General features: G+C 46.7%; 9 protein-coding genes. All 9 read right to left on the reverse strand.

Going from position 1 to position 12,653, the window contains the following annotated elements:
• Window positions 1-13: 13 nt before the first annotated feature.
• Window positions 14-1,060, reverse strand: a complete 1,047-nt coding sequence (locus tag AC4PM4_RS27565) for an ABC transporter ATP-binding protein (RefSeq protein WP_072735653.1) — start codon at window positions 1,058-1,060, stop codon at window positions 14-16.
• Window positions 1,060-2,100 (reverse strand): ABC transporter ATP-binding protein, encoded by a 1,041-nt coding sequence (locus tag AC4PM4_RS27570; RefSeq protein ID WP_063567158.1) that lies wholly within the window; start codon window positions 2,098-2,100, stop codon window positions 1,060-1,062. The genes AC4PM4_RS27565 and AC4PM4_RS27570 overlap by 1 nt, the downstream gene beginning before the upstream one ends.
• A gap of 32 nt (window positions 2,101-2,132) precedes the next feature.
• Window positions 2,133-3,281, reverse strand: a complete 1,149-nt coding sequence (locus tag AC4PM4_RS27575) for an ABC transporter permease (protein ID WP_231952914.1) — start codon at window positions 3,279-3,281, stop codon at window positions 2,133-2,135.
• Window positions 3,281-4,279: an ABC transporter permease gene (locus AC4PM4_RS27580; protein WP_491615022.1), complete on the reverse strand. Its 999-nt coding sequence runs from the start codon at window positions 4,277-4,279 to the stop codon at window positions 3,281-3,283. Before AC4PM4_RS27580 ends, AC4PM4_RS27575 begins: the two co-directional genes overlap by 1 nt.
• Before the next feature lie 96 nt (window positions 4,280-4,375).
• Window positions 4,376-6,322, reverse strand: a complete 1,947-nt coding sequence (locus AC4PM4_RS27585; protein WP_491615023.1) for an ABC transporter substrate-binding protein — start codon at window positions 6,320-6,322, stop codon at window positions 4,376-4,378.
• A 416-nt stretch (window positions 6,323-6,738) separates the two neighbouring features.
• Window positions 6,739-8,853, reverse strand: a complete 2,115-nt coding sequence (locus tag AC4PM4_RS27590; protein WP_491615024.1) for a DUF5054 domain-containing protein — start codon at window positions 8,851-8,853, stop codon at window positions 6,739-6,741.
• Between the two features lie 107 nt (window positions 8,854-8,960).
• Window positions 8,961-10,448, reverse strand: coding sequence for a Vps62-related protein (locus AC4PM4_RS27595; protein ID WP_491615025.1), 1,488 nt, complete (start codon window positions 10,446-10,448; stop codon window positions 8,961-8,963).
• Window positions 10,449-10,847: 399 nt separating this feature from the next.
• Complete coding sequence (locus tag AC4PM4_RS27600) at window positions 10,848-11,987, reverse strand: GntR family transcriptional regulator (protein ID WP_491615026.1); 1,140 nt, start codon at window positions 11,985-11,987, stop codon at window positions 10,848-10,850.
• A 135-nt stretch (window positions 11,988-12,122) separates the two neighbouring features.
• Window positions 12,123-12,653, reverse strand: coding sequence for an HAD family hydrolase (locus tag AC4PM4_RS27605; RefSeq protein ID WP_063567152.1), 531 nt, complete (start codon window positions 12,651-12,653; stop codon window positions 12,123-12,125).

A 12,653-nucleotide genomic window follows, 5' to 3' on the forward strand; every position in this document is an offset into this window, starting at 1 on the left:
TTCATGTCGTTGGTTAGGATGTCCTGGATTGCATCTCATCCTCAGTCTCGATTGGAACGCCGCGAAGCTGAAGCTGCTCTGCATAATGACAGGCAGCAAAATGATTATATCCTACTTCACGGAGTTCAGGAACGTGCTGGATGCATTTATCCGTCTTATACGAGCATCGGGGATGAAAATGACAGCCGCTTGGCGGATTGGCCGGATTCGGTACTTCCCCCTCCAGTATAATTCGTTCTTTTTTAAAATCCGGATTCGGTTGGGGCACGGCTGACATTAGCGCCTCCGTATAGGGATGCTGAGGATTCGAGAACAATGATTCCGTTGTCGCCAGTTCCACAATTCTGCCCAGATGCATAACTGCTACCCGGTCGGAAATGTTCTGTACGATGGAAAGATCATGCGAGATGAAGATATATGTGATCTTGAATTGCTCCTGCAAATCTTTGAGCAGGTTGATAATCTGAGCCTGAATCGATACATCCAGCGCAGAGACCGCTTCATCACAGACAATCAGTCTGGGTTGTGTAATCAGCGCACGCGCAATGGCTATCCGCTGCCGCTGTCCTCCCGAAAATGCATGTGGGTAACGTTTCAGGTAACCTACATTCAGACCTGTTTTCTCGGCAATCTCCATCACTTTCGCTTCTACCTCAGCCCTGCTCAGCTTAAAGTTCGCAATCAGCGGTTCGGCGATAATATCGAATACGCTCATCCGGGGGCTGAGTGAGGAATACGGGTCTTGAAAAATCATCTGGATATCCTTGCGATATGCTTTGATCTCTTTGCCCTTCAAGTTTAGGTAATTCACTTCTTTTCCATCTTCCGCATGATAGACTACACTGCCTGAAGAAGCATCCACACCTCTAACGATACAGCGTCCGAGCGTCGTTTTTCCACATCCAGATTCCCCGACAATACTGAGCGTCTCCCCTTCAAGGAGTTCAAATGAAATTTCATTCAAAATATGAATGGGTTTAGGCTTTTTGAACAGGGCTTTTTTGGATTTGACCTGAAAGCTTTTGTTCAGGTTGAGGACTTCAAGAATGGGTTTGGTCATTATGCTTCTCCTTCTCTCTGGTCCGCGTACAAGAAACATCTGACCATATGCTGGTCGGAAATCGCGGTTTTCGGTACAACTTGTTGATTACATACGCCTTCAATTCTATCCTTGCAGCGATCATAGAATCCGCACATTGGAGGCATGTTGATCGGCATCGGAACGGAACCTTCGATGGAATCCAGCCGTTTGCTTTTATTCCCTCCCAGTCTAGGCATCGATTTAAGTAACCCTTTCGTGTAGGGATGCTTCGGATTGTTGAAGATTTCCCTCATTGGAGCCTGCTCAACAATTCTTCCGAGGTACATCACCGCAACCTCATCACACATCTCGGCGATAATACCCAGATCATGGGTCACCAGCAGAATGGCCATGCCAAACTCCGCCTGCAGGCTTTTCATAAGTTCGAGTACCTGAGCCTGAATAGTCACATCAAGCGCTGTCGTAGGCTCATCCGCAATCAGAATTTCGGGGTTACAGGACAATGCCATGGAGATCATCGCCCGCTGACGCATACCTCCCGAGAATTCATGCGGATATTGATCGAAACGCTTGGCCTGATCGGAAATCCCGACTTTGCTAAGCATCTCTAACGCGATTCTTTTGGCCTCTTTCTTATTCCTCGTCTGATGAATTCGAATCGCTTCCATGATTTGATTCCCGATGGTATACATCGGAGAGAAGGCCGTCATCGGCTCCTGAAAGATCATCGAGATTTTGCGCCCACGGATGGAGCGGATCTGCTTGCCCGTCGGCTTAAGAGACAAAAGATTCAGACCATGGAGAGTCGATTCAGAGTCGGAATTGTAAGTGATTGTTCCACTCGTTTCACATTCCTTGGGATTGATGCTGATGATCGATCGACTTGTCAGGCTTTTGCCGCAGCCCGATTCCCCTACAAGTCCAAGGGTTTTGCCTTTGTATATATTGAAGTCGACTCCATCCACGGCATTCATGACGCCATTTTCCATCTGAATCCGAATCTTCAGGTCTTGAACGGACAGTAAAGGTTGCTCCTTCTCAACAGCTTGAGTTGCCATGCTATCCCCTCGCTTGCCTAGTATTTGGACAATTATTTTTTGTACGGATCAGCCGCGTCGCGCAAACCATCGCCGATGAAGTTATAGGTCAATACAGTCAGAATGACAAAAGCGAGTGGAATGAGCTTCCATGGATACAGGGCCACATTTTCAATTTTTTGCGCCTCCTGAAGCAGCACACCCCAACTGGTTGCCGGCGAACGAACGCCCAGACCGAGAAAGCTCATAGCCGTCTCACCCAGAATCATGCTCGGAATCGCCAGGGTTGTCGCCACGACTAAATAACTCATGAAGCCTGGCAGCAGATGTTTGACAATAATCTTTGCGTCTCCTACACCAGCGATCTTTGCAGCGATTACATAATCTTCATTCTTCAACGAAATGAACTTGCCTCTGACCACCCGTGCCAGATCCGTCCAGCCAATAAATGCGAAGATGATAACGATGTATAAATACATGGTCACGACCGGAATACGTGGCGGAATTGCAGCGGATAGTGCCATCCACAACGGCAGCGTCGGAAAGGAACGTATGATTTCGATGATGCGCTGTATCATGGAATCAATCCAGCCGCCAAAATAACCGGAGATGCCTCCAATAATCAAACCCAGAATAAAGCTAATGCCTACGCCGACCAGCGGGATGCTTAGTGAGATTTGACTGCCCAGCACGATCCGGGAGAACAGGTCACGCCCCATACCGTCCGTACCCAGCAGGAATATCCGCCCTGGCTCATCTACAGCGAACAAATGCGTCGACATGGGGATCAGACCAAGAAACTTATATTCTTCTCCCTTTACAAAGAACTTGAAGAAATGCTTTTTTTCGGTATCCGGGACAAACATTTTACGCAATGTTTCGGGGTCACGCTCGCTCTTCAATTCATATACAAACGGCTTGATGTGAAACTTGCCGTCCGCATCAACGAATCGAAGTCCCATTGGCGGGGCATTCACATATTTGCTGTCATAGCTTTGCAGCCCATACGGCGCGATAAACTGTGCGAACAGTGCGATGATGTAAAATGCGCCCAGAATGTACATGCTGATCCGGGCCAACTTGTGTTTCTTGAATTTCTGATATATCAGCCGCCACTGCGAGCTGTATACAGTTTCTTTTGGTGCTGCTGTAACTGGGACTGCCGGCCTTTGACCTTTAAATAACGGTAGTGGTCTCATCATTAGGATCCTCTGAACTCTGTACGTATTTTGGGATCAAGCCAAGCCAGCAAAATATCGGAAATCAATGTTCCGAGAACCGTCAGCAAAGCCATGATCAATAAAAAGGTTCCAGCAAGATACATGTCCTGACCGAGCAATGCATTATGCATAACTGGCCCTTGAATCGGCAGGTTCAATACGATTGCTGTAATGGTAGCGCCGGTAAAGATGGAGGACAGTGACCAGCCAAAGGTACTCACAATAGGATTCAAGGCTGCACGTGTCGGATACTTGAACAGGATTTGCATCTCTGATAAGCCCTTGGCGCGGGCAGTAATAACATTCGGTTTGTTCAACTCATCGAGCATTTGTCCGCGCATGATACGAATCAGATCCGCAGTACCCGAAAGTCCGATAACAATAACCGGAATCACCATATGCTGCATTAAGTCTTTTACCTTGTCCAGGGACCACGGCGCATTCACGTATTCGTTGGAGAATAAGCCGAGCAATGGATTACCGAACCACTTATAGGAAAAGAACATGAGAATAATGGCTAACAAAAAGTTGGGCGTTGCCATTCCGATAAAGCTCAGGCCGGAGAAGAAATAATCGCCCGCAGAATACTGCTTTACCGCCGTGTAGATCCCAACCGGAATCGCGATTATATAATGGAAAGCCATTGTCACCAGCGAGACGACCAGAGTCAGTCCCATATACTGCTGGATCACCGCCATCACCGGTTTGTTGTAGTTGAATGAGAAACCAAAGTCTCCATGCAGGATTATTTTCTTTACCCAAACGAAGTATTGTTCATAGATTGGCCGATCGAGTCCCAGATTCGCCCGCATGTCATTCATCTCAGCCTGGGTCATGATATCGCCGGAAGCGGACATCTTGGCCGAGTAGGAGGATACGTAATCGCCAGGTGGCAATTGAATAATGTAGAAGACGATAAAGGAGATCACAACAACAACAGGAATGGCCAACAGGATTCGTTTTAAAATGTATTCAAACATCTATTCCTCTCCTCTGCACCGCGTGAATGATACAAAAGGAAACAATAGCAAGGATAAATCCCTTCCTCACTATTGTTTACCTGAATGCTTCACCAGCTATTGCTTGATGAAAAATTGTGCCGGATGGCCTTGACCCAGCGAGCGATACTCATCGGACCAGATAAGATCCGTAGGGATGTTATGAATTTTATTCGAGGCTGTAATCAGCACCGGAGTTGGTCCCGCATATCCGATTACCCACTGATTCTTCTGGTGCAGTTTCACGATCTCATTGCTATACTGATTGATTTCATCCAGTGTCTTGCTTGCTTTCACTTTTTCCCAATACTCAAGGATTTTAGCGACATCCCCTTCAGGTTTGACACCTTCCTTGCCGCCAGATTGACTGTATAAGCCGTAATGGCCGAACCATGGTGTGATCACACGGAGCGGAACCATGGTATCCGGTCGGAAGGCTACGTTGACGACAGAAATATTCTCGGTAGTCATCGGAATCTTGTTGGCATATTTCATATCAAAATGAGTACCTCCGTCAACCACTTTCAGGTTCGTTCGCAGACCCATATCCTCGTAATATTTCTTAAGCAATTCAAGGAATGGTGCTGTATCAGTCGTGCTCTCAATCACCGTAAGCGTCAACTCGGAACCATCAGGGTTCAGACGGAAGTTGTCTTTATCCCGCTTGTTCAAACCTAACTCGTCAAGAATTTGGTTAGCGCGTTCAGGATCGTATTCCGCCCACTGCTGGGCCCACCCTTCCTGATAGCCCATTACGCCTTCCGGTACAGAAGCTTGAATCGGTTCTCCCAGCCCACTGGTCACAATCTCAGACACCTGGTTACGATCCACCCCAATGGAGAGTGCTTCCCTGAACTTGATGTCCTGGAAGAGTTTGCGGAGATTCGGATCTTCCGTAGTCTGGTTTAACTGTACTCCCGCGCTGGACCAAGCTGGTTGTGTCCAAGGGATGATTCGGTAGTCACCTTTTTTCTCATTCTCTTTCAGTACCGTGAAGTCTTTGGAATCAAAAATCACCAGGTTGTAATCGCCGGCAAGCGTTCCAAGTACCTTTTGGCTCGGATCTTGAATCTTAGTCGCTACAATCCGGTCAATATACGGAAGCTGTTTACCTTCTTTATCTGTTTTCCAGTAGTACGGGTTGCGCTCCATGACAAACTGATCGCCATTAGGATCATTGGTTGGCACCCATGCCCGGAGTGTAGGAATCTGGTAGTGCAGCCAATCCGTATACCCGGTTTCCATCAAGAATACTTTGGGATCTTCATAGCCCCATTGCTTCGTAATCTCCAATGTTTTGGCATCCCCTACGAACTCAGGAAGAATGGTTTTGTGAAAGTGTGCAGGAGCGAAGAACCACTTGTTATCGATGGCCACACGTTCCAGAAAGAGCACACTTGGATATTTGTGAGTTACGGTAAACGTGTAGTCATCTACCTTCTTCACTTCAGCCAACGCTCTATCCCCGGTAACAGGGTCAACGGAATAATAAGCGTCATAGATCTTTTTACCAAAGGTCTCTTTGGTCAACATATGCTCCCAATAAAAGAGAACATCATCCGCTGTGAAAGGAACACCGTCGGACCATTTCATGCCTTCTCGCAAATGGATGGTGAACACGGTGGAATCATCATTCACTTCATAGCTCTTGGCTACGTTCGGCTCAACCTTGTTTCCTTCCTTGTTGAAACGAAACAGTGCTTCCTCTGTCGGTTGGCCTATCCCCCACTTATCAGGAACACCAGTCCAAGGCATGTTCCAATCCCCACCATATTGCCCGATTTCCTCGACGACCTCTTCAACCATAATGTCTTTGGAAGCCGGCAGGCGCTCAGCCAGGGCAGGCAATTTACCTTCATCGACAAGCTTTGCCAGCATCGGGGCTTCTTTGGCACTGTTGTCCGTAACAACAGGTTCTTTCACTGTTGATTCCTCATTTTCGTTGTTAGACGAAGATGCAGAGCATCCCCCTAGTAATGTCGTGATTAGGACAAGAACAATTAACAAGTTGATTTTCCTTTTCAAGCTAAACCCCTCCACGTTTGGATTTGCCATTAACTTGCCTGAATATGCTCTGGTTGGCGCTCACCTCCCTAACGAAATAAACCCTTTATGTACAGATGTAGATACAATTAAACCGGTTTAATTTTTATGCAATAGAGGTTCTCAATCGGGAAAACATCTCATAGAATTAAACCGGTTTAATTGACATATAAGAAAATGTAAACGCTTTATTTGTATATAATACATGGATGACTACGTTCAAGCAATAGGGATTTTACAAAAAAATTCTGTTTTTTCAAATTCATTTCAGAAACAGTTCCGAACAGTTCAGATCTGCTCAAACAGCATCCTCACTCACAAATCCAAGTATAGATTCCAATTGTACTAGGATTATTATCCGATCATCAATTTTTGGTAAAATTCTACATCAACTTCTCTTATTTGCGGTTTGCAGCTGTATTTAGTCGAAAGCGGAATTTGGCATCCTCGCCGTACCACATTGGGAAATTGGTGCCCCAGATATTGTTATGCAGATTAAATTGCCATCCGGATTCAAGCGAAACAAACGAGTTGTCGAATTGCAGCAATCTTCTCTGTCCAGGTGCGACCAAAGCGGAATCCAGTGCTTCAATAGAGGCCTGACCATCTGTGCCCTCATAGAATACTCCCTTGTCTACAGCATGCAGATTGCGGTTGCCGTCTTTTACAACATTCAACGGAGAGATTCGTCCTCCAAGCTTGTCCATCATCCACAGATTGGGGTTATCCACCTTCAGTCCGCATCCAAACCAACTGGCCTCTGGAAGACGATTCGCTTCTTTTCCAAACCATTGCAAACTAACCTCTACCACTCCTGCCTGTGAAAACGTATATACCAGTTCCAGTTCCTTGGGTGCTCCGTACAATTCATGACTTTCTGTTGGCATGGACAACCGGAACCCATACGTATCGCTATGAGCATTGCCGGACTTGTGCATATCGGTCACGATTGGCAAGTACACCTGATGGCTTGGCAGTGGGCGCACAAATTCAAAGCCAGGTTTGTTGAAGTCGGCATCCGCCCAAGGATGGGTCACAGGCAGGTTCTGCATATAGGTACGGAAATACCTGTCGTAATCCTCCGTCCCGAAGGTTTCATAGGCATAGGCTCCGAACGGATGCTTCGCGTCCACCCAATTCTTTCCCTTCTCGTCCGTCAGCTGAATCAGTGCACCATTGTTATTGAAGGCCAGCCGGTATCCACCACTGCTATAAACTTGATGACTTACCGCAGATACATTACCGGAAAACACACTTTTAACTGGATTTAGTTGTTCAAAAGCTTGCCGCGCTTCCTTCTGCTTGTCATCACTCAGGCACGCCACAGCCGTGTCCAAATATCCCCGCTGTTCCGCCCAAGAGCTCTCTATCATGGAATAGGTACGACGGCTCGTCTCCGAAGAGAACATTCCGCTGGAATGACTGTCGAACTCATCCATGGCGAAGGCACCGATATATTGAAATTTTGCAGGAATATCCTCCACATCGACGTCGTTCATTTCCCGTGCGCGGTTGAAGTCAGGCTTGGCATAATTCCGGAAATCCGGAAGCCATTTCTTCACATCAAGCCCCCACGTATGCTCCACAACCAGCAGCATGGCATCACTCATACCTTTATATTCAGCGCTTGCCGGATCGATCCGGCCTTCGGTCAGCCACTTGTCTCTTAACCGCTGCAACTGGCGGAATCGGGCTATTTTAAGCGGGTCGGTACCTCCTCCGTGAATCCAAGTATCCCCGAGCTCTTCACGTACAACAGGTAATTGGTCCCGAACCTGATCAAGGTGCACTGCAAATGCATCAAGAGACGACGCCATAATCTCTGCATCGGGGTATCTTTCCTGGATATGCTGGAATTGTTCACGAATCTCTTCTGCGCTTGGCGGTCCGCAATTGTCGCCCGTATGGGCAAACAACAAGATATCATCGATACCTTCTATTTCGACTGCCTCACCATAGGTGTCCGCATAATTGACAATGATCTCACTGCCATCCGCTGCCTGCCATCTGAACAGTTTAGGCACATCCGGGCGCATGGAAGCTGGATTAACCCCAAGATGCATGTACCGGATACCCGCTTCACTCATCAAGGGCACCATGGACAGGGTATGCCCGGGTACATCCGTCATTTTTGCTGCAATGGTCGTTTTGCCAAATTGTTTATCAAGGTCCAATCCGATGGACAATCCGTAGCGAAATAATGAGGGGTCCATCAGCTCGGTATGCGTTGTGAACGGTAATGCATGCCATACGATATGACCTTTGCGGATCGCTTGTTCCATGGCCTGTTTACCCTCTTCGGACGCATGATTCAGATAATGACGGATCAGCCAGGAACCCGTGGTCCATATGAACTGCTCTCGTCCCCCCTCTGCTTCCAACTGCGCGGACAAAGCGATAGCTTTGGGTACATACTCTTCCAAGTACTGCTTTACGACGTTTTCCGCCAAGTGCGTAAATCCGATATCCAGGTGAGTTTTAAAAACAACATGTACTTTTTTACGGTTAGTCATGGTTGTCTGAGCCTCCGTTGTTAGATTCACAGTTAATACTGTTTATTTGAACAATAAGCATGGAAGACCCGCTTCATGTGAAAGCGAGTCCCCTCGTTAATTATCGTCTAATCTAAAATAACATCATTCGTTAATGCGCCTTTTTCCTGCGGTCCTGTTGGTCCCCCTGCAAGTAGAGGCTGACCAAAGAAGGAGCCTTGGGACGGATTTCCGAATCTATAGACAGACAAGCTGTTCGGATTGCTGTAATCCCTGTCCAGCCATGATGGCCAAGCATTACCCAGACCGTTGCCTGTTCGGGTATTCGGATAATATTGAAAAGCCTGGATATTGTTCCAGGTATCCCATGCCGTCCCCTGATTCGTCACATCAATCAACTGGGTCACGACGAGTTCCTGATAGACATGATTGCCAGGATCTTTCCACATCCCATGGGAACCAAACGCGGAATACGCAACAGGATGTGTATTGTTTACTTTGTCCACTTCACCCCAGGAGTAGGTTGTACCGAAAGAATGCGCGCCATAGTAAACTTGAACCGGCTTCACATAGTTACTGTTCTGATCGGTGAACTTGGCCAATCTGACCGTGACCCGCTCCCAGTCTCCGACATGATCTCCCACTTCCGTGCCAAACACCGTTTTCCCAAGATCATAGGGACTGAACTGGAAATATACCAGATCGACGTTGTTATACTCCTTCTCCACCCAAAACGCATAGATCGGCGCATTAGCCAGATCGCCCGTAAAATAAGGTAGTTTCAGGGTATATGGATTCAATTCCGTTTTGGTCTTAAATTCATACAAACCTGAACCTGGATTCACATAGCGATCCACATGCGGCAGGGTATGCTCTACCGAGGACGGGAAATAAACTTCGCCTTGGGCAAACCAGATTTTAGGAGCAAAGGTTTGCAATATTTCACGCTTGGCTGTGTCACTGTAATCGTTACCCGGGACGGCAACCGAGGTGGCATCGAGCGGCGAGATGGCTTCAACTTTCAGACTCGATACCGAATCATTGATATCTCCGCCAACATAGATCGCATCTGCGGTCAGAACCTTGGAATATCCAGCGAAATTGTAGTCTTTGTACAATGTGACCTTATACCCTGGGGCTACCCGGAGTGCAGAGATGGCATCATTGCCTACTCCAGCCTTTAGTTCATCCACATTATAGCTGCCGATATCAAACTGCTGCTCAAAACCTCCATAAGGCGAATTGGAATATGCGATAACTGGTTTATTGGAGCCTCCAATCTTCTCTACTTTCAGACTGGAGGTCGCGTCGTTAAAATCATCAAGCCATCCCGCATCGCCGGTCAGGGTTTTGGTGTCACCGGAGAAATCCTTGTCACGATACAGGGTCAATCGATATCCCGGAGCTACCTTTACCGAAGATATTTTGTCGTTGCCAACCACGTTAAGCTGATTCACATTGAACTGGCCAATCCCAAACGGTTGGGAGCTGCCTCCAAAATCTCCATCCTGGTAAACCGTTACGGCGTTGTCCTCTTCCGCCTGCGCGGGCTGCGCCAGTGGAAAGAAAAGAGATACTGCCAAGAACGAAGCTGCAAGCAAGGATTTAATTGTCATATTCGGGCTCCTCTTCGAATAATGATTTCGATTATTGCCAACGTTCGTACGTTACATTTCTTTTGGCTCTGCAGGTCATTTCCCAGGATGTATGGTAGCGCTTTCCGAAATATCCTCCCTTCATCCTTGAAAGATAAGTGGCATATCTTCACACTAATATATGTCATTGACATATACAATGATATAAATGTAAATTTTTCTCCAAATAAACTTCATATAACTACTATTATTTACATTATATTTGCATAAAACGGTAACAAGCATAACAAATTTTGCATTGTTGAGTTTGAATAAGATAGCAAACCACATATGTCACTGACATATAAAAAAACCTCCCTTATCATCAAAACGAGATAAGGAAGGTTTAAATTGGCTTGAATAACGGAACCGCATCAACACTCATTGATTAAGATTACGTACGGAGCTTCGTTCGATGATGGTTGTGTTCACCTTGATGGATAAAGCACCTTCTCGGGAATTCTCCATACGTTTGCACAGCAAATTCACTGCTGCCTGTCCAAGCTTCTCTGTCGTTTGTCTTGCCGTAGTCAGTGGCACGGGCAGCAGACTCGCCAACTGGATGTCGGAAAAACCAATGATGGACAGTTCCTCAGGTACCTGCTTGTGGATGGATAAGGCCGTGTACAGACAAGAAGTCGCGATATAATCATCCGCACAGACAACGGCTGTCATTGCGGGATTACTTTGAATGAAATCCTTGAGTTGCAGATTCGGCCTATTCAGGTTGAGCATGTAATCCTCTGCACAATCCAGGCAAATATTGCGACCGTTAACAGGCAGTGCGTAGTCCAGCATGGCCTGCACATAACCTTTATAGCGGTCCTCCCGGCTCGTCACTCCATCAAACGGCATAGAGATATACCCAATTTCCCGATGTCCTCTATCAATCAAATATTCCGTCAAGTTGTAGGCTCCCTGATAATGGTCATGGTACACACAATCAATATTGACCTCACGAAAGATCCTATCGATGATTACCAAAGGATAATTCAGCAGATTAAGCTCCAGCACCTTTTCACTGCAGCGTGTTCGTCCCCTTGGAAACAGAATAATTCCATCGATTCCTTCCTCGTACAACTCTTGTAGGCAGAAGCTCTCATCCTCTTTATCCATAGTAATTCGAATGAGCAACTGGCAACCTGATTTACGTGCTTCCCGCTCGACGGATGCAATAATTCTGGCTACGTAATCATCCATATTGGGGAATAGCAGGGCAATTCTGCGCTTCATAGGCTTCTTCTCTGTAATTACATTCCCCGACAAAAACTCTTTACCCGGGCCGCCCAAATAATCACCCGACACAAATGTCCCCCGCCGCGCCAACCGATAGACAATACCTTGTTTCTCCAAAATTTGCAGCGCAAGCTTGGCTGTCATACGGCTGACAGAATACAGTTTGGCGAGCTCGCCTTCTGATGGCACGGGATCATGTGGCTGCAATTTCCGGTTACGGATTTCTTCCATCACCAAATCGGCAGTTTGCAAGTACAACAACGGCTTCCGATGTGGTTCCTCCATGTGAACACCTACCCCAATTCCGGATTTTACGATCATTCTATCATTTTCTCATGTGAAAAAGTAAAAATAGCCCTTGAGCAGAAGGTAGAATGACATTCAATCCTTCTGCTCAAGGGCATGCAAGCAAACATTTATTTATTTGACTTCGGCATTTAGCCGTTCAATAAGTTCAAGCAGCTCTAACGGTTCACCAACTGTGTGAGTTGGACGTTCTGTTTCATCCAATGGCTCATGGGGATAACGTGGCGTCCAGCTCTGAAAGATGCTGGTGATGCCAAGTGCGTTGGCTCCCTTCATATCACGACTCAGATTATTGCCAATCATCACTGTTCTTGAAAAATCCCCTTCGGACAAATCAAGGGCACCAATTGCTGCCTTAAACATCCGCGGGCTTGGCTTGCTGGCTTTAATATTTTCCGAAATAATCATTGCACTAAAATAATCATGAAGTCCATGCTGCTTAAATACGTTCTTGAAGGATTGTGCATCGCCGTCAGCAACTAGGGCCAGCGTGTACCCTTTTTCATGAAGCTTCTGAATCGTAATATCCGCACCCGGAATCAGATCCGCACTCAGAACAATTCCCTCTTCGTCCCGAATCTCGGTCGATTCATCAACAATGGTATCGCCGCTGTCAAAAAAGATAATTAACTTTTTGTCGTCCAT

The sequence above is a fragment of the Paenibacillus sp. MDV22-iso6 genome, assembly GCF_058408365.1.

Bases quoted from the DNA above. Each gene is read 5' to 3' on its own strand.
- AC4PM4_RS27565 (WP_072735653.1), bottom strand. From the start codon at position 1,060: ATGACCAAACCCATTCTTGAAGTCCTCAACCTGAACAAAAGCTTTCAG.
- AC4PM4_RS27570 (WP_063567158.1), bottom strand. From the start codon at position 2,100: ATGGCAACTCAAGCTGTTGAGAAGGAGCAACCTTTACTGTCCGTTCAA.
- AC4PM4_RS27575 (WP_231952914.1), bottom strand. From the start codon at position 3,281: ATGATGAGACCACTACCGTTATTTAAAGGTCAAAGGCCGGCAGTCCCA.
- AC4PM4_RS27580 (WP_491615022.1), bottom strand. From the start codon at position 4,279: ATGTTTGAATACATTTTAAAACGAATCCTGTTGGCCATTCCTGTTGTT.
- AC4PM4_RS27590 (WP_491615024.1), bottom strand. From the start codon at position 8,853: ATGACTAACCGTAAAAAAGTACATGTTGTTTTTAAAACTCACCTGGAT.
- AC4PM4_RS27595 (WP_491615025.1), bottom strand. From the start codon at position 10,448: ATGACAATTAAATCCTTGCTTGCAGCTTCGTTCTTGGCAGTATCTCTT.
- AC4PM4_RS27600 (WP_491615026.1), bottom strand. From the start codon at position 11,987: ATGGAGGAACCACATCGGAAGCCGTTGTTGTACTTGCAAACTGCCGAT.
- AC4PM4_RS27605 (WP_063567152.1), bottom strand. From the start codon at position 12,653: ATGGACGACAAAAAGTTAATTATCTTTTTTGACAGCGGCGATACCATT.